General features: G+C 39.7%; 22 protein-coding genes and 3 tRNA genes. 19 read left to right on the top strand and 6 right to left on the bottom strand.

Translation table 11 applies throughout. The features are described 5' to 3' along the window. Positions 1–3 precede the first annotated feature (3 nt). The 4 genes from I6E80_RS10250 to ung are packed head-to-tail and all read left to right on the top strand — an operon-like array spanning position 4 to position 3,599. Positions 4–1,488, top strand: a complete 1,485-nt coding sequence (locus I6E80_RS10250) for a cobyric acid synthase (protein ID WP_197185487.1) — start codon at positions 4–6, stop codon at positions 1,486–1,488. Then, entirely contained in the window at positions 1,481–2,080 is a 600-nt protein-coding gene (cobO, locus tag I6E80_RS10245) for a cob(I)yrinic acid a,c-diamide adenosyltransferase (RefSeq protein WP_170072474.1), read from the top strand. The genes I6E80_RS10250 and cobO overlap by 8 nt, the downstream gene beginning before the upstream one ends. Beyond that, positions 2,080–2,940 (top strand): cobalamin-binding protein, encoded by an 861-nt coding sequence (locus I6E80_RS10240; RefSeq protein WP_170072476.1) that lies wholly within the window; start codon positions 2,080–2,082, stop codon positions 2,938–2,940. Before cobO ends, I6E80_RS10240 begins: the two co-directional genes overlap by 1 nt. Then, entirely contained in the window at positions 2,937–3,599 is a 663-nt protein-coding gene (gene ung / locus I6E80_RS10235) for a uracil-DNA glycosylase (RefSeq protein WP_197185486.1), read from the top strand. Before I6E80_RS10240 ends, ung begins: the two co-directional genes overlap by 4 nt. A 107-nt stretch (positions 3,600–3,706) precedes the next feature. Here ung and I6E80_RS10230 read toward each other — a convergent pair whose 3' ends face one another. Together I6E80_RS10230 and tal are read right to left on the bottom strand one after the other, a co-directional pair. Next, complete coding sequence (locus I6E80_RS10230; RefSeq protein WP_007583746.1) at positions 3,707–3,895, bottom strand: DUF3545 family protein; 189 nt, start codon at positions 3,893–3,895, stop codon at positions 3,707–3,709. A gap of 223 nt (positions 3,896–4,118) precedes the next feature. Further along, a complete protein-coding gene (tal, locus tag I6E80_RS10225; protein ID WP_007583747.1) occupies positions 4,119–5,069 on the bottom strand; it encodes a transaldolase in 951 nt (316 codons plus the stop codon). A 225-nt stretch (positions 5,070–5,294) separates the two neighbouring features. On the opposite strand from tal, the gene yaaA reads away from it, so the two are divergent. Together yaaA and I6E80_RS10215 are read left to right on the top strand one after the other, a co-directional pair. Then, positions 5,295–6,074 carry a peroxide stress protein YaaA gene (yaaA, locus tag I6E80_RS10220; RefSeq protein WP_197185485.1) on the top strand — a complete coding sequence of 260 codons (780 nt, stop codon included), beginning with the start codon at positions 5,295–5,297 and terminating at the stop codon, positions 6,072–6,074. Positions 6,075–6,195: 121 nt separating this feature from the next. Next, positions 6,196–7,143, top strand: a complete 948-nt coding sequence (locus I6E80_RS10215; protein ID WP_197185484.1) for a mechanosensitive ion channel family protein — start codon at positions 6,196–6,198, stop codon at positions 7,141–7,143. Between the two features lie 133 nt (positions 7,144–7,276). Here the strand turns inward: I6E80_RS10215 and I6E80_RS10210 are convergent, their stop codons facing one another. The 3 genes from I6E80_RS10210 to srmB all read right to left on the bottom strand — a co-directional run bounded on the left by I6E80_RS10210 (position 7,277) and on the right by srmB (position 9,758). Then, entirely contained in the window at positions 7,277–7,528 is a 252-nt protein-coding gene (locus I6E80_RS10210) for a hypothetical protein (RefSeq protein WP_197185483.1), read from the bottom strand. A gap of 411 nt (positions 7,529–7,939) precedes the next feature. Continuing rightward, positions 7,940–8,260: a BON domain-containing protein gene (locus I6E80_RS10205; protein WP_010553266.1), complete on the bottom strand. Its 321-nt coding sequence runs from the start codon at positions 8,258–8,260 to the stop codon at positions 7,940–7,942. Positions 8,261–8,531: 271 nt separating this feature from the next. Next, entirely contained in the window at positions 8,532–9,758 is a 1,227-nt protein-coding gene (gene srmB / locus I6E80_RS10200) for an ATP-dependent RNA helicase SrmB (RefSeq protein WP_007376476.1), read from the bottom strand. Positions 9,759–9,833: 75 nt separating this feature from the next. Here srmB and I6E80_RS10195 point away from each other — a divergent pair, with 75 nt between their 5' ends. The 4 genes from I6E80_RS10195 to I6E80_RS10180 all read left to right on the top strand — a co-directional run bounded on the left by I6E80_RS10195 (position 9,834) and on the right by I6E80_RS10180 (position 13,521). Next, a complete protein-coding gene (locus I6E80_RS10195; RefSeq protein WP_197185482.1) occupies positions 9,834–10,532 on the top strand; it encodes a tRNA1(Val) (adenine(37)-N6)-methyltransferase in 699 nt (232 codons plus the stop codon). A 61-nt stretch (positions 10,533–10,593) separates the two neighbouring features. Then, complete coding sequence (locus I6E80_RS10190; RefSeq protein ID WP_182749523.1) at positions 10,594–12,303, top strand: DUF4153 domain-containing protein; 1,710 nt, start codon at positions 10,594–10,596, stop codon at positions 12,301–12,303. 164 nt (positions 12,304–12,467) lie between these two features. After that, on the top strand, positions 12,468–12,914 hold the full coding sequence (locus I6E80_RS10185) for a DUF2147 domain-containing protein (protein ID WP_197185481.1): 447 nt from the start codon (positions 12,468–12,470) through the stop codon (positions 12,912–12,914). A gap of 139 nt (positions 12,915–13,053) precedes the next feature. Then, positions 13,054–13,521, top strand: coding sequence for a YHS domain-containing (seleno)protein (locus I6E80_RS10180; protein ID WP_197185480.1), 468 nt, complete (start codon positions 13,054–13,056; stop codon positions 13,519–13,521). A gap of 82 nt (positions 13,522–13,603) precedes the next feature. Here I6E80_RS10180 and fldB read toward each other — a convergent pair whose 3' ends face one another. Beyond that, entirely contained in the window at positions 13,604–14,125 is a 522-nt protein-coding gene (fldB, locus tag I6E80_RS10175) for a flavodoxin FldB (RefSeq protein WP_007583764.1), read from the bottom strand. 94 nt (positions 14,126–14,219) lie between these two features. Here fldB and xerD point away from each other — a divergent pair, with 94 nt between their 5' ends. From xerD to I6E80_RS10130, 9 genes are all read left to right on the top strand, one after another. Then, the gene (gene xerD, locus I6E80_RS10170; RefSeq protein ID WP_024590718.1) at positions 14,220–15,146 is read left to right on the top strand and encodes a site-specific tyrosine recombinase XerD; all 927 of its coding nucleotides are present in this window, start codon (positions 14,220–14,222) and stop codon (positions 15,144–15,146) included. A gap of 63 nt (positions 15,147–15,209) precedes the next feature. Beyond that, positions 15,210–15,938 carry a bifunctional protein-disulfide isomerase/oxidoreductase DsbC gene (dsbC, locus tag I6E80_RS10165; protein ID WP_076925107.1) on the top strand — a complete coding sequence of 243 codons (729 nt, stop codon included), beginning with the start codon at positions 15,210–15,212 and terminating at the stop codon, positions 15,936–15,938. Positions 15,939–16,019: 81 nt separating this feature from the next. After that, positions 16,020–17,741, top strand: a complete 1,722-nt coding sequence (recJ, locus tag I6E80_RS10160) for a single-stranded-DNA-specific exonuclease RecJ (RefSeq protein WP_197185479.1) — start codon at positions 16,020–16,022, stop codon at positions 17,739–17,741. A 143-nt stretch (positions 17,742–17,884) separates the two neighbouring features. After that, positions 17,885–18,983 (top strand): peptide chain release factor 2 gene (gene prfB, locus I6E80_RS10155; RefSeq protein ID WP_139016071.1). Its coding sequence is split into 2 segments (ribosomal slippage): positions 17,885–17,959 and positions 17,961–18,983, totalling 1,098 coding nucleotides; the frame shifts between segments, so codons are not numbered across the junction. Between the two features lie 26 nt (positions 18,984–19,009). Beyond that, positions 19,010–20,545: a lysine--tRNA ligase gene (gene lysS / locus I6E80_RS10150; protein ID WP_024597675.1), complete on the top strand. Its 1,536-nt coding sequence runs from the start codon at positions 19,010–19,012 to the stop codon at positions 20,543–20,545. A gap of 324 nt (positions 20,546–20,869) precedes the next feature. Beyond that, positions 20,870–21,052: a hypothetical protein gene (locus I6E80_RS10145; protein ID WP_024597674.1), complete on the top strand. Its 183-nt coding sequence runs from the start codon at positions 20,870–20,872 to the stop codon at positions 21,050–21,052. 128 nt (positions 21,053–21,180) lie between these two features. Next, positions 21,181–21,273 (top strand) — tRNA-Ser (locus tag I6E80_RS10140). Positions 21,274–21,311: 38 nt separating this feature from the next. Next, positions 21,312–21,388: transfer RNA gene (locus tag I6E80_RS10135), tRNA-Arg, on the top strand. A gap of 80 nt (positions 21,389–21,468) precedes the next feature. Further along, positions 21,469–21,545, top strand: a tRNA-Arg gene (locus I6E80_RS10130). Positions 21,546–21,692: the final 147 nt, after the last annotated feature.

Raw genomic sequence — 21,692 nt, 5'->3', positions numbered from 1 at the left:
TCCATGAAAACCTTAATGGTGCAAGGCACTACTTCCGACGCAGGTAAAAGTACCCTAGTTGCAGCCCTTTGCAGGGTATTTGCTAAGCGAGGGGTAAAGGTTGCGCCTTTTAAACCACAAAATATGGCACTTAATAGCGCAGTAACAAAAGATGGCGGAGAAATTGGCCGTGCGCAAGCCTTGCAAGCAATAGCAGCTAAAGTAGAGCCCGAAATAGATTTTAATCCCATATTGCTTAAACCTAATAGCGATACGGGCGCGCAAGTTATTATTCATGGAAAAGCCATTAGTAATATGGAAGCGGGCAAATATCACGACTATAAAAAAGTGGCGATGGATGCGGTAATTACCTCACATAACCGCTTAGCTAAACGCTTTGATTTACTCCTTGTTGAAGGGGCAGGGAGTCCTGCTGAAATAAACCTGCGTGAAAACGATATTGCCAATATGGGTTACGCCGAAGAGGTAGATTGCCCTGTTATTATAATTGCTGATATCGACAAAGGCGGTGTGTTTGCACATTTGGTAGGTACACTTGCTTTGCTAAGCGAATCAGAACAAGCGCGCGTAAAAGGGGTTGTTATAAACCGCTTTCGAGGCGATATAAGTTTGCTGCAAGGTGGGCTTGATTGGCTTGAAGAATACACAAACAAACCCGTACTTGGCGTATTACCTTATTTGCACGATCTTGCGCTTGATGCTGAAGACGCCGTCGCCATTGATAATAATGTAACCAACGCCACAATTAATATTGCAGTGCTACTTGTTCCCCACATTAGTAACCATACTGATTTTGATGCACTGCGTTTGCACCCCAATATTAATATAAATTATGTGCGCCACACGCAAACTATCCCAGACGTTGATCTGATAATTCTCCCTGGCAGTAAAAATGTACTGGGCGATTTAACCTTTTTGAAAAATGAAGGCTGGGACACTCAAATTAAACGCCACTTACGCTATGGTGGCAAAGTACTTGGCATTTGTGGCGGCATGCAAATGCTGGGCAATACCATTAACGATCCTGATGGTATTGAATCGTCATTAAAGCAAGTAAATGGGCTTGCTCTATGCGACTTTGAAACCACGCTGACAGCACAAAAAGTATTAACTAAAATAACCGCTACACTACTTTTAAATAACCAACAAACACCGTGTAGTGGTTACGAAATACATGCAGGAATTAGCCAAGGTGCAGCGCTTAATAAGCCATTTATAACCTTTAATAAAAGCCACCCAAATGGCTTTAAAACAGATGGCTTTATTAGCGATGATAATGCCATTGCGGGCACCTATTTACATGGCTTGTTTGATGAAGCCGATGCTACATCGCAAATTTTAAAATGGGTAAAACCAAGCGCCTCAATTAACCCAATTAGTATTGCCACTCATCGCGAGCAGCAGTTAGAACGATTAGCAACCATGTGTGAAGCGCATTTAAATATACAGCAAATTATCTCGATTTATGAAGGGCACAATAATGACTGAACAAAACAACGATAAACACCAAAAGCGCCAACAAAAAGTAAAAGAACAAGTGGATGCGCGCGTTGCTGCAGCACAAGATGTAAAAGGTATTTTTCAGGTTATTACGGGTAATGGTAAAGGTAAATCAACCTCAGGTTTTGGCGTTGTAGCTCGCTGTGTTGGGCATGGTAAAAAAGCAGCCGTTTGCCAATATATTAAAGGTACTTGGGAATGTGGCGAGCGTAATTTATTACAAGGTGCAGGCGTTGAGTTTGTTGTAATGAACACCGGTTTTACCTGGGATACGCAAAATAAAGAAGCCGATACCGCAGCCGCGCAAGCAACATGGCAAGAGTCAAAACGCATGCTTGCTGATAGCAGTATTGATTTAGTATTACTCGATGAGCTTACGTATATGGTGACCTACGGCTACGTTGATTTAGATGAAGTAGTAACAGCGCTTAATAACCGCCCGCCAATGCAGTCAGTTATTATTACCGGGCGTGCAGCGCACCGTACTTTAACCGACCTTGCCGACACCGTAAGCGAAGTACGTAATGTAAAACACGCATTCGACTCAGGCATAAAAGCGCTCGAAGGGTTTGATTACTAATGTTTAAAGCGTTTTTTATTGGGCTGCTGCTTTTTAGTGTATTGGGTGATGCGCTTGCAGAGCAGACCAAGGATTCTAAAAAACTGCGAATAATCGCGCTTGCACCACATATAGTCGAAAACCTATTTGCCATAGGAGCGGGCGATAATATTGTGGGCACGGTTGATTACGCCGACTATCCTGCTGAGGCTAAAAGTATTGAGCGCATAGGCGGTTATTACGGTATCTCACTTGAAAAAGTGTTAGCGCTTAAACCTGATTTAGTAATTGCGTGGAAAAGCGGGAATCAAAGCGAAGATTTAGCCCAAATAGAGCGCTTAGGTATAAAAGTATATTTGAGTAATCCCACCACAATCGCTGGTGTAGCCGATGAATTACTTACTTTTGGTGAATTTACAGGGAACATTAAGCAAAGCCAGCAAGCGGCAAATGCATTTAAACATAAGCTAAATGGTATTGTTAAAAGCCAGCAAGATAAAAAAAATATTACCGGGTTTTATCAGTTATGGGCTGAGCCCATGATGACAGTTAGTAAAAATACATGGATAAGCCAACTGATTGAAACATGCCATGTAAGTAATGTATTTGCACAGAGCGTTACAGATTACCCGCAAATTAGTATCGAAAATGTCATTGTTACTAAGCCACAAGTTATTATTATCCCTGATGAAAAATCAAAAACACCACAGCCGGTTGTTAATTGGCAAAAGTGGCCAGAAGTGCCCGCTGTTAAAAATGATCAATTTATTAGCGTGAATGCCGATTTATTACATCGTTTTACTCCGCGGATGCTAGATGGACTCGCGGATATGTGTGATAAAATAGACGCATCACGTAAACAGATTAAGAGTACACAATGAGCGATTGGGCTACATTTTTAGAAAGTGAATTACAGCAATCTTACATGCAGGAAACGTTAGAGACTGTGGCTAATCGCCGCAATGAAGGTGTTGCTGTTTATCCGCCTGAACCTCAAGTATTTAGCGCTTTTGATGCCACAGCGCTAAATGACATCCGCGTTGTAATTTTAGGACAAGACCCATACCACGGAGAAGGGCAAGCGCATGGCTTGTGTTTTTCGGTATTGCCTGATGTAAAAAAGCTGCCGCCGTCGCTTAAAAATATGTATAAAGAGTTAGCTACCGATATTAGCGGGTTTATTACTCCTGAGCATGGTTACCTGCAAAGTTGGGCAGATCAGGGTGTATTTCTACTCAATACAGTATTGACCGTTGAGCAAGGGCAAGCGCATTCTCATAAGCATTTAGGATGGGAGCAATTTACCGATAATGTAATAGCGCATATTAATAAGCACTGCGAAGGTGTGGTATTTATTTTATGGGGTGCACATGCACAAAAAAAAGGTAAAGGTATAGATAGCGCTCGCCATCATGTTTTAAAAGGGCCGCACCCATCGCCGCTTTCGGCGCATAGAGGCTTTTTTGGTTGTAAGCATTTCTCACAAACGAATGAGCTACTACAAGCCCAAGATGAAAAACCGATTAACTGGCAGGTGTAAATAACCGGGGCTCTGAATAATAAATTTATCTCATGCAGCTATTTTCAGCGCATTAAAAAAGGCTTCCATATATCGGAAGCCTTTTTGTTTAGTTGGGGCGTATTGAATTAAAAATCGAGCTCTTCAATCGCAATACTGTCTGTAAAGTAGTCTAGTTCTTGTAGTTCTTTACGTAGGCGCTGTTTGTCTTTTATTGCTTCTATTTCACGCCATTTTCTTTTTTTATTTTTCTGAGAGGTTTTCCTTGTTGTATCTGGTCCTTCTAATATCTCTAATATATCGTTTAGGCTATCCATGAACTTCTCCTATTGATTTTATTGACCTCAAGAATACCTATACCACAGGCCTAGTTAAAATAGAATAAAAAAGTGACAGTTATGTTACATAAGTGTGATTAATTGATGAAGGTTTATACGAGGATTATATGAAGTCGATATGAAGATTATATAGAGGGGTAGCGTATTTTAGGCATAAAAAAACGCCGCTATTGCGACGTTTTTAAAACACGATTATAGCAAATTACATTGCTTTAAAGCGCGCCTCTAGTTGTTCTTGTGCATCAGCAAAAGAGCGAATACCTTCAGCTAGTTTTTCAGTAGCCATAGCATCTTGGTTATGTAACCAACGGAACTGTGCTTCTGTTAATGGCTCTGGTTTTGGCTCTTGTGGAACATCGCTTTCAAGCAAATATTCTTGTGCGCCTTCAAGGTTACCTAAATCTTCTAAAAGATTAGGGCTAATAGTTAGCTTGTCACAACCAGTAAGTGCAATAATTTCGCCTGTATTACGGAAACTTGCACCCATCACAACTGTTTTGTAGTCATGGCGTTTGTAAAATTCAAAAATGCTGCGTACAGACTGAACACCTGGATCTTGTAGCGGATCGGTTGGTTTTTCCATACCGTTAGCAACGTGCCAATCTAAAATACGGCCAACAAATGGCGAAATTAGAAATACGTTTGCATCGGCACACGCGCGAGCTTGGGCATCGCTAAATAATAAAGTAAGGTTACATTTAGTCCCTTCTTTTTCTAGTTGCTCAGCGGCTTTAATACCTTCCCATGTAGACGCTACTTTAATTAAAATTTTGTCTTTGCTTACACCTTCTTTTTCGTAAAGGCTAAGTAGGGTATGTGCTTTATCAATCGTAGCTTGCGTATTAAACGAAAGGCGTGCATCTACTTCAGTCGAAATATAACCAGGTACAATAGCGCTAATTTCTTTACCTAGTAATACAGCAAAGTAATCACATGCTAGTTCAAGTTGTTTAGCAGGCTCTTGCTCGGTTTCTTTTGCGTAGCTCCAAGCTTTATTTAGGTAAGGCTTATATGCTTCAATCTCGCTCGCTTTTAATAAAAGCGACGGGTTTGTAGTTGCATCTTCTGGTTGATGCTTTTTAATAGCTTCAATATCACCAGTGTCGGCTACGATAGATGAATGTTGTTTTAGCCTTTGTAGAGCTGAAGTCATTTGCTTTCCTCATTCCAAGCAAGTTAAAAGAAAAATCTAATCACTCTTAATATATCTAATCCATACTGCAACAGTGTGACAATGCTTGATAGGTCTTATGTCCTGATCAATAAAAAAAACGGCTATGCATGGATTTTAAGAGAGGATTTATTTAAACAAAACGTGCTTTTCGTTTCATTTAATGTTGAAATTGACACTAAATAAATTACAAGTCAATAGCTAACTATGATCACTGTTATTTCACCTGCAAAAAATCTTGATTACGAAACGCCACCCGCAACAGACAAGTTCACTCAGCCTGAATTACTAGAGCACAGCGAAGAGCTCATGAAAGTATGCCGTGAACTAACACCAGCGCAAATTGGCAGTTTAATGAAAATTAGCGATAAGCTTTCTGGGCTTAACGCAGCACGCTTTAGTGAGTGGGCGCAGCCGTTTACACAAAGTAATGCCAAACAAGCCGCACTTGCCTTTAACGGCGATGTATACGGCGGTTTAGATGCAAGTACACTAACGGCAACTGAGCTTGATTACGCACAAAACCATTTACGTATACTCTCGGGTTTATACGGCTTATTAAAACCACTTGATTTAATGCAAGCTTACCGTCTTGAAATGGGCACTAAGCTTGAAAACTCACGTGGTAAAAACTTATATGAGTTTTGGGGCAGCGTAATAGCGAATAAACTAAACGACGTATTAAAAGCACAAGACGCACAATACTTAGTTAACCTTGCTTCAAATGAATACTTTAAAGCGGTTGATAAAAAAGCGCTTAATGCACAAATTATTACCCCACACTTTAAAGACTGTAAAAACGGTCAATATAAAGTTATTAGCTTTTACGCTAAAAAAGCACGCGGCATGATGGCGCGCTACATTATCGAAAATAAAGTAACGCAGTTAAGCCAACTTAAAGAGTTTACGGTAGCAGGTTATTACTTTAGCCCAGAGGCAACAGCTAAAGAGCTTGAGCCTGTATTTATGCGCGACGAACAAAATTAGGTTTATAAGCTTAAATAAAAAATTTAAAAGCCATGCATTGCATGGCTTTTTTGATGTTGGCGTTATATTTGCAATCTCATCTAATATTAATGAGAACACTAATTAAATAGGTGCAAATAAAATGATCAGCATTCCGTCAATTGACGAAGCCGAAAAACTAATAGAAGAAAAGCTCGGAGGGTGGTTTGATGTTGTAATAAGCCATATCCCTAATTTTATAGTTGCGATACTGATCGCAATTGTGTTTTCAATATTGGCGCGCTTTGCTGGCAAGCTGATGAAAAACATATTACGCCGCTCACTCGACTCAACACAAATTGCCGACTTAATGGCGTCAATTTTTAAAGTTATTGTGTTGTGTATAGGTTTATTTATAGCGCTCGATTTTGTTGGGCTAAAAGGCACTGTTACCTCGCTACTTGCTGGTGCAGGTATTGTGGGTTTAGCCATTGGTTTTGCGTTTCAAGACATGACCGAAAACCTAATTGCTGGTATAGCAATGGGTGTACGTAAGCCATTTAAAACAGGTGACGTAATAGAAACCGATGATGTGTTTGGTTCAATACATTCTATAAACCTACGTAACACGCTAATAGAGAGCTTTTACGGGCAGTTAATACTGGTACCAAACAAAGTATTATTTAGAAACGTACTAAAAAACTACACCACTTTAGGTGTTAGGCGCATAGAGGTACCCGTAGGTATTTCGTACGGCGACGACATAGAAAAAGCAAAAGACGTCATCGTCGAAAAAATAAATGAATTTGACTTCGTAATACGCAAAGACGAAACCGCAGTATACGCCGAAGGTTTTGGTGACAGCAGCATTAACTTACTGGTATGGTTTTGGATTAAATACCCAGGCGAGCCTGACTTTATGACGGTACGCCACAAAGGTGTTGTTGCCGTTAAGCAGGCACTTGATGAAGCTGATATTAGTATTCCATTCCCAATTCGTACTTTAGATTTTGGTATTAAAGGCGGCGAAAAACTCGATGCCATGATAAGCGATAAAATAAGCCAGCAATCATCAAATAAAGACGGTACTGACTCTGACCAAATTGAGTAATTTAGTTAAAACTCATTAGGCAAAAGCATTGGGAAATAGTTACTTACCAACAGCGCATTTTTACAGAGTAAAATTGCGCTGTTGGTTTTTATAAACGGATTATTAGCCAAAAGTTAAATACCTAGTGTTATGTCTATTGAATATCAATGCTGATCAGTTCTTTGACTATAGGAGTGTTTAATAAGTAAAAGTAGTGTTTATCCACCGACTTCTTTACTACCTTTGCAGCATACTTTGGAATAGCACCCCCATCTATTTCAATAACTAAATCATCCTCTTTCAGTCCCGCTCGATCGGCTGAAGAACCTGTGTAAACCTTTACAAAATTAACTGAGTTTATTTCAAGGCTAAAAATCAGAGATAGCCACGCTAGCATCAAATCCAAATCACTCTTCTTCAGCATTACAAAAACTGAATATAAACAATAGTGTAAAAATTAGGGTGTCATTTTTAGCTTCTTTTTACGCATAACAAGTTCGTAGAGTTGCGCGCTTATATTTATAAGTTAAACAGTAACCAAACGATCTGTTGGTTCAATTGTTTAGATAGCTGTACTAAAACGAGGATGGTGACTAATGCTGATGTAACTTGTTCTATTAGCCAAGCCAGTAGTATGTTTGGTATTAGTGGGGCTATCGCTTTGGTGGGAGGAATAATTGCATTACATAGGTTTTATTTTATCTTTGTACTCAACAGCTAAACTCGCCTTAAACAGGGTATAAAAAAGCGCAGCTTGTGTTGGAGTAACAAGCCGCGCTTATGAATTAGTTATACAAATAAGTTTATGTGGTGCGTATTAAATAACGCTAATTTTATTACGAATGATTTTTACGCCATCCATATTTTCTAAAAACTTTTGAGCTAGTGCGCGCTGAAAACCAGTTTGTGCTTCACCATATAAATCTACTTCACCATTTTTTACCTGCACACGAATATCACTTAACGCTAGGTTAGGATTAGTTCGTAGGGTGTTGGTGATAGCTTGTTGTAAGTTAGGTTGAGTGGCTACACTGCTTACTACGGCCATGTTGGTTGCTGCACTTACCTTTGTAGCGCAAGCTAATAAAAATAAACAACAAAATGATACTAAAGCGATAGTTAACTTGAAGCGGTTCATAACTTAATCCTTACATTACGGTGAATAGTGCAGCCACAATATGGAAATTCCATCGGCTAGGTTATCTTTGTAGTTACAATTTCGGTGCCAATATTAACGCTATGAAATATAAGGGGATTTTATTAAGTGGGAATTCAGGTGGGCAAAAATTACATTTAAATGAGTATGAGTTACATGCTTGGGTTACATATGTAACAGGTACAAGTGACAGAGCTATAAAGCTTGCATTAAAAAGCCGACAAAAGCCGGCTTAGTATAAAAATGTTTTAGGTTACTTTTTCTTTTTAACCTTAGCCTTTTTCTTGGCTTTCATTTTTACTGGATCTTTACGCTTTTTAGCAGGTGGCTTAGCTTCTTTATGCTGTGGCTCGACACCTCTAATTACACGGCGTTTTAATTTTTGTTCAACGTAGCGCTCTACTTTATATAAAATACCAATATCGTGTGCTTCAACTAGCGATATTGCTATCCCTTTTTTACCAGCACGGCCAGTACGACCAATACGGTGTACATATACGTCGGCAGTACGCGGCATATCAAAGTTAATAACGTGGCTGATATCAGATACGTCAATACCACGTGCAGCTACGTCGGTAGCAACTAATATGCTTGTTTTGCCACTGTGGAAGTTTTCCATGGCTTTCATACGTTTGTCTTGTGGCATTTCGCCGCGTAACCACGCTGCTTTTACATCGTTAGTTGTAAGTTCGCCAATCAATGTTTCTAAGCGTTCGCGAGTTTTAACAAACACAATCGCTTTAGTTACGTCAGGATTTTTTAGCGTATTAACTAATAATTCAAGTTTGTGATGATAATCGTCGGCTAAATGTACCCATTGGTGAATTTTAGCCTTTTCTTTACGTGACGATTCGGCTTCTAATAGAGCTGGGTCGTTTAATGTTTTTTCAGCAAACCTTTCTACGCTGTCACCTTCAAGTGTTGCTGAGAATAAAAAACATTGGCGACGATTTTTAGCTTCGTCACAAATACGGCTCATTTCCTTTTTAAAACCCATATCTAACATGCGATCTGCTTCATCAATAATAAGCATTTCTACATGTTCAGCATGAAAGTTTTCGGTTTCTAGGTATTCCATTAATCGACCTGGTGTGGCGATTAAAATATCGTTATTTTTTTCAAAAATTTCTTTATGCGTGCCGTAGTTAATACCGCCTGTTACTACACCAATTTTTAGGTGTGTGCGTTTAGCTAGCAGTTCACATTGTTCATGAATTTGATAAGCCAGCTCACGAGTTGGGGTCATAACGAGTACGCGCGCAAAACCAGGGTCACGACGTGGGAAATCCAGTAAGTACTGAATAGCCGGAATTAAAAATGCCGCTGTTTTACCTGTACCAGTAGGCGCAGATGCTAAAATATCGCGCCCCTGTAGTGCTTCAGGAATAGCTTGTTGTTGAATGCTGGTTGGCGTCTCGTAGCCCATTTTATTAATGGCATCGAGTAGCTTGTTATCAAGATCAAATTCAGAAAATTGCATAGAGTGTCTAAAATAAGGGACAATTACCCTGATTATACGCGCTATGCTGCGCTTGGTGAATGAAAAGGTGAAAAAATGTCTGGTTTTGTATTTAAACAATTTAAAGTTGAACACGACCACTGTGCAATGAAAGTTTCTACCGATGGCATTTTGCTTGGTGCATGGGCTAATTTAAGCGGCGTAAAGTCATTACTTGATATAGGCACCGGCACCGGCTTACTAGCACTAATGTGTAAGCAGCGCAGTAATGAGCTTGATATAACTGCGGTAGAAATTGACGAAAGCGCCTATACCCAAGCATTACAAAATGTAGCTAATAGTCCGTGGCCAACTATAAGTATTACGCACCAAACTATTCAGCGCTTTAGTAGTGAAGTTAAATTTGACGTGGTTATCTCTAATCCACCGTATTTTAATCACAGTTTAAAAGGCGATAATGCTGCGCGTAATGCCGCACGCCATACCGACGGATTAAGTTTTGAAGAGTTAATTAATGCCTTTAAACATTTAAGCCATAGTGGTTCCCGCTTTAGCTTAATACTCCCAAGCGTTGAAGGCGCATTATTTATTGAGCTTGCTATTCAAAATGGGCTTTATTTAAATACTCACTGCCAAGTAAAAGCCACGCCCAACAAAGATATTAGCCGCAGTTTAATGACATTTAGCTACGTAAAAAGCGATATAGAATCATCAATCCTATGTATTAGAAACTTAGATAATACCTACACTGCTGATTATATAGCCCTGTGCAAAGCATTTTATTTGAAAATGTGAAGCAATTGTAAAATAGGAACGAATAACGCAAACTGACTAAAACCTATTGTTGAGAACAGATATGGATAGTCAGTTACCAAAATCCTTTATAATTATACTTGCCGTAGTACAGGCTATTGCTCTTACCCTTTTATATAGCAGTATAGAAAATAATGTGTGGCCAGCAACAAGCCCTACATGGTTAGTCTCACTTATTACATTTTCTATGAGCTTTCCTTTATTAATGCTAATGACCGTTAATAAAAATAATATAAAAACGTCGTTACTTTTAATCCTTCCTTTTTCCTTGTTGTTATCTTTACTGGGTGCGTATGCAGGCTTTCAGCAAGAGCCTCAAGAGTACGTAAGTAATAGCAATTTAATATCCGTTTTTATTTTTACTAGTTTAATAGCTGGCTTTAAAGGCCTTATGTACATTCAACAATTTGGTAGTTCAGAAAATGTTAGCTACAGTCGTTTGTTTAAGCTCTCTTGGCGTAATTTTATAATTTTTGGAGAATGCTGGCTGTTCGTACTTATTTTTTGGGGAATACTAAATTTAGGTGCGGCTTTATTTGATATTTTAGATATAAATTTTTTCTCTGAGCTACTAAGAGATGAATGGTTTTGGATCCCAACCTTAACGCTCGCATTTGCCTTTGCGAGTATCATATTTAGAAAGCTTTTGAACATTGAAGATAATATCGCTTTTTTACTACAAACTTTAATTAAGTTTTTATTGCCTGTTTTATCAGTTATTTCTCTCGGTTTTTTAGCAACACTTCCTTTTACCGGACTCAATAAATTATGGGAGACCGGAAGTGGCAGTTTATTAGTAATGTGGCTGCAGGTGCTCACGTTGTTTTTTGTTAACACTGTTTATAAAGATGACTCATCAGTTCGCCCTTATCACATGCTCTTGCACCGACTCGTTTTTATAAGCGTTGCGTTACTTCCAGTTTATAGTGTTATTTCTGCCTATGGAATTTACTTACGGGTAGAGCAGCATGGGCTAACAGTAGATCGTTGTTGGGGCATTTTGATTTGGTTTTTATTGGCGTGTTTTTCGTTTAGTTATCTTGTTGGAATTATAACAAAGCGAGACAATTGGCTAGAGCCGCTTAGCAAAATAAATATTGTGATGGGGTGGGTGGTGCTCGTTAGTATGCTTGCTGTTAACTCCCCTTTATTAAATTTTCAAAGCTTATCTACAAACAGCCAAATAGCGCGTTTAGATGCAGATAAAGTAACAATAGAAAAGTTTGACTATTACTATTTTGAGTACAGCTTAGGACGCCAAGGTTATTTAGCTATGCAGTTATTAAAACAGAAAATTGAAACGAGTCACCCAGAGCAATACGCTATCATCGATAGGATGTATGTAAATAATGAGTTTGCTTTAACGCTTGAACACACAGTCGGTGATTTTATTGAGCGCAGTGTATTTTGGCCATCACAAGCGCTAATACCTCAAGGTTTAATAGAGGCAGTATTTTCTGAACAACATTTTTACGATCGTAACTCTTTAAAAGAACATACTTACTATTTCATTGGCATGGATTTGAACAAGGATGATGAACTCGATTTTATAGTGATTGACGAAAGTAATGAAAATATAGCCGCATATTTCTGGTTATTCGACATGGGTAAGTGGCGATCAAGGTATATGAATGTCGAAAATCCTGAAGAGATTAGATACCTTAAAAGCATGATTGATAATAACGAATTATCTTTAGTTGAGCCTGAATATTCAAATCTAAAAATAGGGGATGTTGTTTTTAAAGTGAGGTAATGCGTAACTTTTTTTATGCGACTGCCCCTTAAACCTAAACTAATGATTATTAGTTTAGGTTTTTTGCTTTTGGTTTTTTATTTTATGTACAGCGCTTTAATAGTGTGTTTATAAATCACCTGATATGATTTAGCTATTAGCCACTTAATTTAAAAGGCAACACAATGAAAAAGTTAAATAAATTAGCAGTACTTAGCACGTTAGCAGCCACCATTTTTGCAAGCCAAGGTGTGTTTGCTACTATTACGCCTGTAGGCCTTTGGAAAACGATTGATGAGGATACAAACCAAGCTAAGTCGTATGTACGTATTACCCAAACCAACGGTGTATTAAGCGGCAAAGTTGAAACCATTCTTAACCCTGCAAAACAAAATGATATATGTAGTAAATGCGATGATGAGTTAAAAGATCAGCCTATTTTAGGAATGACTATAATCACCGATGTCAAAGCACAAGATGATGGCGTTTGGGGAGACGGTGAAATACTCGATCCAACAAATGGTAAAACCTACACTTTACAACTAACTCCGCAAGATGAAGGTAAAAAGCTCGAAGTACGAGGCTACATTGGCTTTTTTTACCGTAATCAATATTGGTTAAAAGTAGAGTAAGTTTTACTGTTTATTTATTTACTAAACGTTAAATAATTAAGTATTAACTGAAATCATTTTTGCGCTTTGCCTTTCTTACTCACTAAGCCAGCTATATTTAATTGGCATTCAATTTTGAGTAAATAATAAAGGAAAAAAGATGATTAAGTACATAGTTGCTTTAATAATGCTTAGCGCACTGTTAATAAGCGGTGGGGCAAATGCAAAGGATGATGCTGTAAATACGGGTTGGTTTAATAACACGGCTATTAAAGGGTACGACAGCGTTGCTTATTTTACGCAAAATAAAGCCGTTAAAGGTAGCGACAAATATACGTTTAGTTATTTAGGTGCTGACTGGCATTTTTCGAGTGAAGAAAACAAAACGACATTTGCAGAAAACCCAAAGCGTTATGCACCGCAATACGGTGGCTGGTGCGCTTATGCAATGGCTGATGAGGGTAATGCCGTAGGGATAGACCCTGAAGCATTTTATATTCACGAAGATAAGCTTTACTTAAATTATAGCGAAAGCGTGCAGCAAAAATGGTTAAGTAATTTACTGCCTTATATCGTTATGGCTGATGGGTACTACCCACAAACAACCAATGTGATGACGTTTCAATAAATTGATTTATATTAATTAAAAAGCCCGCAGCTAAACTAGTTGTGGGCTTTTTACTTTTTATTTGTCGGTATTGATAAGTGAATTAAAGCGTTTCGCCGTATTCAGTCATTACCTGTTCAACCCATGTTGCAATGCGGTCGTCGCTTAGCTCGTATTGACTATCTTCGTCTAATGCGAGTCCTACAAACTGTTTACCATCAGGCGTTAATGCTTTTGAAGCTTCAAACTCGTAGCTACTGTCGTTTGGCCAAAAACCAAGTTGAGTAAATGTTTGCGTATTTATTTCGTCGTGTAGCATGCCTAGTGCATCTTGAAACCACTGCCCGTAACCTTGCTGATCGCCCATGCCAAATAAAGCAATGGTTTTACCATTTAGGTTTACGTCGGCTATGTCGTCCCACTTTGACTCCCAGTCTTCTTGTATTTCACCAAAGTCCCATGTTGAAATACCAAAGATGATAAAGTCGTACTGCTCTGCATTTTTTAGTGGCTCGTCTTTAATATTGTGCAGGGTAACTATATCGGCACCAATAATGTCGCGAATCTTTTCTGCTGCCATTTCGGTGTAGCACGTAGTAGAACCAAAAAATAAACCAATTTGCATCGTATTTATCACTGTGTAATTGCCTGATATGATAGGCTCAAGTTTACCGTAAGGTATTTTTAATTGATACCTTAGCAAAGCATGAGAGCATAATGTGACAACGCTATCTGACGATTCTTTTGAAAATAACAGCAGTATGAGCAGTAATAGCGACTACCTAGAAACCTTTTTAGATAGCCTGTACTTAGAACAAGGCGTAAGCGAAAACACATTAAGTGCTTATCGCAGTGATTTAGACAAGTTTTGCCTATTTTTAAAAGGCGAAAATTTAATGACGGTAACAGGGCTTGATGTTGAAAGTTACTTAGCGCATCGAGTCGATTTAGGCTTAAAACCACGCAGTACTGCACGTAGTATTAGTGCGCTAAAGCGTTTTTATCAGTACTTTGTGCGCGAAAAACTAATTAGCGACACCCCCATGCTAAATATTTCTCAGCCAAAAGCAGGGCAGTCGTTACCTAAAACACTCTCAGAAGCTGAAGTTGAGGCATTATTAAATGCGCCTAACACCGAAGAAGCGATGGGACTGCGCGATAAGGCCATGCTAGAGCTACTTTATGCAACGGGTTTGCGTGTAAGTGAGCTTGTTGGACTGCGCATGGAGCAAATTAATTTGCGCCAAGCAGTGGTGTTTGTAAAAGGTAAAGGTAATAAAGAGCGGTTAGTACCACTGGGTGAAGAGGCCATGTATTGGCTTGAGCAATTTTTAAAGGGTGGTCGTGCGCAAATGATAAAACATGCCACCGATTTTGTGTTCCCATCTAAACGCGGAGTAGGCATGACGCGACAAACCTTTTGGCATAGAATTAAACACTATGCTATTTTGGCAGCAGTTGAGTCTCCTTTATCGCCCCATACTATGCGCCATGCTTTTGCTACGCACTTATTAAATCATGGGGCAGATTTACGTGTGGTACAAATGATGTTGGGCCATAGCGATTTATCAACGACGCAAATTTATACCCATGTTGCCAATGAACGGTTAAAGTCGGTACACGCAGAGCATCATCCGCGTGCGTAAGTTTGAAAGTAAATATCATTAAGCCGGTCAATATATTAAGTATTTTTAGGATAGAGAGAAGTTATGAAAAAATTAATGTTAGCAGGTGCCATGTTGTGCACAAGTATTAGTGCATTTGCAAATGGCGTTGCTGTAACACCAGATGCTAATGATCCTATTATTACTAAATTTGCCGAGCTTGGTGTAACTGTAAAGCAAATTAATCCAAGTCCAGTAGCTGGTTTAAAAGAATTGATCACTAATAAAGGCGTGCTCTATGCAAGTCCAGATGGTCAATTTTTAATGCAAGGTACGTTAATTGATTTAAATAATCGTAATAACCTAACAGAGCAAGCATTAAATGGCGTGCGTGTTGAAGGTATTAAAGAATACGAAGAATCGATGATTGTGTACAAAGCGCCAAACGAAAAACACAGTATTACTGTATTTACCGATATTAGCTGTGGTTACTGTCGTAAATTACACCGCGAGTTAGACGATTTACTTGATGCGGGTATTACCGTTAAGTACTTAGCGTTTCCACGTGGTGGCTTACAAGGTTCAGGTTACGCAGATTTAATGAACGTATGGTGTGCACGCGATCAGCAAGAAGCACTAACAGAAGCTAAATCGGGCACAAGCACTAAAGTAGTTGCAGGCTGTAGCGCACCGGTTGCAGAGCATTACCAATTAGGTCAAAGCTTTGGTATTAGCGGCACACCCGCTATTATTTTAGAAGATGGTACGATGATCCCTGGTTACCAGCCAGCAGCAGCATTAAAAGCAGCATTAGAAGCTAACAAAGCGTCGTAATTAAACGCTTAGTTATTATTAAAAAGGCCTTAATGGCCTTTTTTTGTCTTTTTAATACGACTCAATAAGTTAAAACCCTGCATGAAAAAACTAATCATTGCGCGTGAAAACGTTGACGACTCGCATCTGCCGAGTAATTTACACCCTGTAATTAAACAAATTTATGCTAACCGCAATGTATTCAATGCCGAAGAGCTAAATAACAGCGTAGCTACGCTCCACGACTTTAAATTGTTTAAAGACATCGACAAAGCCAGCGACTTATTAATTGAAGCATTAAAAGCGCAAAGCCAAATATTAATAGTTGGCGACTTTGATGCCGATGGCGCAACAAGCACTACAACTTTAATGCAAGGCCTTGAGATGTTTGGCTTTAAGCATTTAGATTACTTAATTCCTGACAGGTTTAGCTTAGGTTATGGCTTAAGCCCCGCGCTTGCAGAGCAAATAGTACAAATAAAACCTGATTTAGTGATCACCGTAGATAACGGCATATCGTGTATTGCCGGTATTGATATTTTAAAAGCGGTTGGCATAAAAGTGCTGGTAACAGATCACCACTTACAAGGTGAGCAGCTGCCAAATGCCGATGCAATAGTAAACCCAAACAGGCATGAATGTGATTTTCCGTCTAAATCCATTGCAGGCGTTGGCGTTGCTTTTTACTTGTTAATAGCACTGAGAAGCGTAATGCGGGACTTAGGTTATTTTGAGCAGCAACCGCCGCCTAATTTAGCTAACTTACTCGACATTGTAGCGCTTGGTACGGTTGCTGACGTGGTCGCACTTGATGCGAACAACCGTACGTTAGTGCATCAAGGTTTAGCACGTATTCGCAGTGGTAAAACACGCCCTGGTATTACCGCGCTTATTGAAGTGGCTAACCGCAATGCTGCGCGCTTAAGTGCAAGCGACTTTGGTTTTTCGCTTGCGCCGCGTTTGAATGCAGCAGGGCGATTAGACGACATGAGTTTGGGTATAGCGTGCTTGCTTAGCACCGATATAAACCAAGCGCGTAGTATAGCGGGCGAGCTCGATAGCTTAAACTTTGCAAGGCGCGAAATAGAACAAGGCATGCAATTTGAGGCGCAAGCCGTGCTTGATAGGCTCGCATTTAGCGATGATAACATTCCTGATGCTATTTGTTTGTTTCAAGACGATTGGCATCAAGGTGTTATTGGTATTTTGGCTGGTCGCCTAAAAGAAAAATACCACCGCCCAACCGTTATATTTGCTGGTGGCGAAAACGGTGAGATTAAAGGCTCGTGCCGCTCTATTGAAGGGCTACACATGCGCGATTTACTCGAAGGACTTAATACCGCCGACCCGCATTTAATTAATAAATTTGGTGGTCACGCAATGGCCGCCGGTTTAAGTATTAACGAGCAACACTTTAACGACTTTAAAAAAGCGTTTGATGCCGCAGTTAGCGCGCAACTAAGTGAAGAAAGTAAACGCTGCATTGTGTTTACCGACGGCGAGCTGCCAAACGACTGCTTTACAATGGATTTTGCCCAGCTATTAAAGCAATCGGGCCCGTGGGGTCAGCAATTTCCTGAGCCGGTGTTTGAGCATACCTTTGAAGTAATACAGCAGCGCATAGTAGGCGAAAAGCATTTAAAGCTCGTGTTAAAGCACCAATCTGGTCGATTAGTTGACGCCATTGCTTTTGGTATTGATATAAAAGAGTGGCCAGATACTGAGGCGAAGTTTGTAAAAGTAGCGTATCAGCTCGATATAAATGAGTTTAGAGGTAAATTTACGCTGCAATTAATAGTTAGAGAGCTTGAAAAAGTGCATTAAAAAATATGTAATATCATGCATAAAATGCTAATAAAGCGCGCGGTTTTTTGTTAAAATCGGGCGTTTTTATCATTTGACGATAATTTATTGCGAAAATCCCATTTAAAGGGGCGCAATTACCTAGCCATTTTGGAGTGATGTACATGTTTGAAGTGAATCCTGTGATTAATCAAATCAAGGAAATTCGCGAACGTACTGAATTGCTTCGGGGGTACCTTTGACTACGCTCTTAAACAAGAACGCTTAGAAGAAGTTAACGCCGAGCTTGAAGATTCAGCCGTATGGAATGAGCCTGAACGCGCACAAGCGCTTGGCCGTGAAAAATCAGCATTAGAAGCGGTTGTTGAAACAATCGACAACCTAGTAGCCGGTACTGACGACGTTGAAGGCTTACTTGAGCTAGCTGTAGAAGCTGAAGACGAAGATACCTTTGTTGAAGCGCAAACTGAGCTTGCTGATTTAAACGGACAGTTAGAAGGTTTAGAGTTTCGTCGTATGTTTTCGGGTCCTCATGACTCAAACGATGCTTACCTTGATTTACAATCAGGTTCTGGCGGTACTGAAGCACAAGACTGGTGTAATATTTTACTTCGTATGTATTTACGTTGGGGCGAGGCTAAAGGCTTTAAAGTTGAGCTAGTTGAAGCGACCGACGGTGATGTTGCCGGTATTAAAGGCGCAACTGTCCGCTTTGTTGGCGAATACGCTTACGGTTGGCTACGTACCGAAACTGGTGTGCACCGTTTAGTACGTAAAAGCCCATTTGACTCAAGTGGTCGTCGTCATACTTCATTTGCTTCTGCGTTTGTATACCCAGAAGTTGACGATAACATTGAAATTGATATGAATCCGTCAGACTTACGTATAGACGTTTACCGTGCATCGGGCGCGGGTGGTCAGCACGTTAACACCACCGAATCGGCGGTTCGTATTACTCACGTACCAACAAATACCGTAGTGCAGTGTCAAAACGAGCGTTCACAGCATAAAAATAAAGCCCAAGCGATGAAGCAGTTAAAAGCTAAATTATTTGAGCTTGAGCTACAACAGCAAAATGCTGAAAAACAAACGCAAGAAGACGCTAAATCTGATATTGGTTGGGGTAGTCAAATTCGTTCATACGTACTTGATGACGCACGCATTAAAGATTTACGTACAGGCGTTGAAAACCGCAATACCCAATCGGTACTTGACGGTAACTTAGATAAATTTATTGAAGCCAGCCTTAAATCTGGCCTATAACCACCAAGCTAATAAAGAGCTAAAAAATGACTGATAAAATCCAAGACGAAAACAAGTTAATCGCTGAGCGTCGCGGCAAGTTAGACGCTATACGCGAAAATTGCCCAGCCAACGGTCATCCAAACCAATTCCGTCGTGAGCATTACACGGCTGATTTGCAAGCCCAGTTTGGTGATAAGAGCAAAGAAGAATTAGTAGAGATGCAAGAAGTTGTGTCTATCGCTGGCCGTATTTTAGCAAAGCGTGGACCGTTTTTTGTAATTCAAGACATGAAAGGTCGCGTACAAGCGTATGCATCTAAAGATGTTCAAAAAGATCTTAAAGAAAAATATGGTCAGCTAGACACTGGCGATATTATTGGTGTTAAAGGCGCATTAAATAAATCGGGTAAAGGCGATTTATACGTAGAAATGACTGAGTACCAATTATTAACTAAGTCACTTCGTCCGTTGCCTGAAAAATTCCATGGCTTATCAGATCAAGAAACAAAGTACCGCCAACGTTACGTTGATTTAATTACTAACGAAGCAACGCGCGAAACATTCCGCATCCGTTCACAAGTAGTTGAAGGCATTCGTCGCTTTTTAGCAGACCGTGACTTTATGGAAGTAGAAACACCAATGCTACAGGTTATACCTGGCGGTGCATCTGCGCGTCCGTTTGTAACTCACCATAACGCGCTTGATATCGACATGTACTTACGTATAGCGCCTGAGCTTTACTTAAAGCGCTTAGTGGTAGGTGGTTTTGACCGTGTATTCGAAATTAACCGTAACTTCCGTAACGAAGGGTTATCTACGCGTCACAATCCAGAATTCACAATGATTGAATTTTACCAAGCATACGCTGATTACATCGACCTGATGAACATCACCGAAGACATGCTTCGTACGGTTGCAGAAAACGTACTAGGTAGTGCAGTTGTAGTTAATACAACTAAAGACGAAAACGGCGAAGTAATTGACTCAGTTGAATACGACTTTGGCCAACCGTTTACACGTTTAAGCATGGCGGACGCAATATTAAAATATAACCCTGAGTTTGATGCTGCGGTATTTAACGACCCAGAAAACCACTTTGACGAATTAAAAGCGTACGCTAAACAAGTACACGTTAAAATTCCTGAAAACTGTGTTTGGGGCCCAGGTAAGTTCTTGTGTGAAATATTTGAAGAAACAGCAGAACACATGCTTATTCAACCTACGTTTATTACTGGCTACCCGTGGGAAGTTTCTCCACTTGCACGCCGTAACGACGAAAATGCATTTGTTACCGACCGTTTTGAATTTTTTGTTGGCGGTCGTGAACTTGCAAATGGTTTCTCTGAGCTTAACGATGCACAAGACCAAGCAGAGCGCTTTACACGCCAAGTTGAAGAGAAAGACGCAGGCGATGATGAAGCAATGCATTACGATGAAGACTACATACGCGCACTTGAGTACGGCTTACCGCCAACTGCAGGTGAAGGTATTGGTATTGACCGTTTAGTAATGTTGTTTACTGACTCATCTACAATCAAAGACGTTATTTTGTTCCCGCATATGCGCCCGCAAGCTGACTAAGCTTTGGGTAGAACAAAGTAAGTTAATAAACGCCGCTTAATAGCGGCGTTTTTTTATTTTGTATTAGTATTTTAATTAATAAGTACTACACTAAAAATTAAATGTAGTTATTAGTGCTGGTTAATGTGCAATTCAGCTTCACTAATTTATTGTTATTGGCAGTTTTTAATATTAAAACTAACAGTGCTATAACTTTTTAGTATGATTGTTTTTTAAACATATGTTGTATTTATGTAAAGGTTTTAGCTAGAATACGCACGAAATTTACACTGCTTGGTATTTAGCAGTTTAAGTATAGATTCTTAAAGGACTTAGAATAATAGTATGAAAGACAAACGAGTAGATGATTTTTCAGAAGAGGGCACATCAGAGCAAGAACGAAATGCTTATTACCGTGCTTGTATTGCTGAATTTCAACAGTTAGGTTACCAAGAACAGTATTTAGCTCAGTTAACTGATGACTTAGTTCCCGTGCTAGGTGTTAATCCTTCAAATAAAAACGCGTAACCCGCTTAAATTTCAAACTAATTACACTTTTAAACCAAGCATATGTGCAATCTATAACCATATAGTCGTTTTTGGTAGAAAAGTGTTTGACATATTTTCTGAAATCTTTATTATACGCCCCACAAGACGGAGAGGTGTCCGAGTGGCCGAAGGAGCTCCCCTGCTAAGGGAGTATAGAGTTTGTAGCTCTATCGAGGGTTCGAATCCCTCCCTCTCCACCATTTCTTTTAATGGCGTGTTTTGTAAAGTTTTAAAGTATGGGTGCATAGCTCAGCTGGATAGAGTACTCGGCTACGAACCGAGCGGTCGGAGGTTCGAATCCTCCTGCGCCCACCATACTTTAATAACTCTGCTTAGAGTCTAAATAAGCAAAACTCTCACTTAGAGTTTAAATAAGTAATACTATAAATGAAAGTGGGTGCATAGCTCAGCTGGATAGAGTACTCGGCTACGAACCGAGCGGTCGGAGGTTCGAATCCTCCTGCGCCCACCACTTTATAAACTCTGCTTAGAGTATAAATAAGTAAAACTCTCACTTAGAGTAAAAACAAGTAATAGTAAAAATGAAAGTGGGTGCATAGCTCAGCTGGATAGAGTACTCGGCTACGAACCGAGCGGTCGGAGGTTCGAATCCTCCTGC

The organism is Pseudoalteromonas sp. NSLLW218 (assembly GCF_015864775.1).
GTDB lineage: Bacteria > Pseudomonadota > Gammaproteobacteria > Enterobacterales > Alteromonadaceae > Pseudoalteromonas.
Note: the sequence above shows the minus strand (reverse complement) of the source record. Positions and strands in the feature narration are given on the sequence as shown.

Bases quoted from the DNA above. Each gene is read 5' to 3' on its own strand.
- ung (WP_197185486.1), top strand. From the start codon at position 2,937: ATGAGCGATTGGGCTACATTTTTAGAAAGTGAATTACAGCAATCTTAC.
- I6E80_RS10185 (WP_197185481.1), top strand. From the start codon at position 12,468: ATGAAAAAGTTAAATAAATTAGCAGTACTTAGCACGTTAGCAGCCACC.
- fldB (WP_007583764.1), bottom strand. From the start codon at position 14,125: ATGCAAATTGGTTTATTTTTTGGTTCTACTACGTGCTACACCGAAATG.
- yaaA (WP_197185485.1), top strand. From the start codon at position 5,295: ATGATCACTGTTATTTCACCTGCAAAAAATCTTGATTACGAAACGCCA.
- I6E80_RS10230 (WP_007583746.1), bottom strand. From the start codon at position 3,895: ATGGATAGCCTAAACGATATATTAGAGATATTAGAAGGACCAGATACA.
- cobO (WP_170072474.1), top strand. From the start codon at position 1,481: ATGACTGAACAAAACAACGATAAACACCAAAAGCGCCAACAAAAAGTA.
- I6E80_RS10195 (WP_197185482.1), top strand. From the start codon at position 9,834: ATGTCTGGTTTTGTATTTAAACAATTTAAAGTTGAACACGACCACTGT.
- recJ (WP_197185479.1), top strand. From the start codon at position 16,020: ATGAAAAAACTAATCATTGCGCGTGAAAACGTTGACGACTCGCATCTG.
- I6E80_RS10190 (WP_182749523.1), top strand. From the start codon at position 10,594: ATGGATAGTCAGTTACCAAAATCCTTTATAATTATACTTGCCGTAGTA.
- I6E80_RS10145 (WP_024597674.1), top strand. From the start codon at position 20,870: ATGAAAGACAAACGAGTAGATGATTTTTCAGAAGAGGGCACATCAGAG.
- I6E80_RS10240 (WP_170072476.1), top strand. From the start codon at position 2,080: ATGTTTAAAGCGTTTTTTATTGGGCTGCTGCTTTTTAGTGTATTGGGT.
- I6E80_RS10180 (WP_197185480.1), top strand. From the start codon at position 13,054: ATGATTAAGTACATAGTTGCTTTAATAATGCTTAGCGCACTGTTAATA.
- I6E80_RS10215 (WP_197185484.1), top strand. From the start codon at position 6,196: ATGATCAGCATTCCGTCAATTGACGAAGCCGAAAAACTAATAGAAGAA.
- dsbC (WP_076925107.1), top strand. From the start codon at position 15,210: ATGAAAAAATTAATGTTAGCAGGTGCCATGTTGTGCACAAGTATTAGT.
- I6E80_RS10205 (WP_010553266.1), bottom strand. From the start codon at position 8,260: ATGAACCGCTTCAAGTTAACTATCGCTTTAGTATCATTTTGTTGTTTA.
- I6E80_RS10250 (WP_197185487.1), top strand. From the start codon at position 4: ATGAAAACCTTAATGGTGCAAGGCACTACTTCCGACGCAGGTAAAAGT.
- tal (WP_007583747.1), bottom strand. From the start codon at position 5,069: ATGACTTCAGCTCTACAAAGGCTAAAACAACATTCATCTATCGTAGCC.
- lysS (WP_024597675.1), top strand. From the start codon at position 19,010: ATGACTGATAAAATCCAAGACGAAAACAAGTTAATCGCTGAGCGTCGC.
- srmB (WP_007376476.1), bottom strand. From the start codon at position 9,758: ATGCAATTTTCTGAATTTGATCTTGATAACAAGCTACTCGATGCCATT.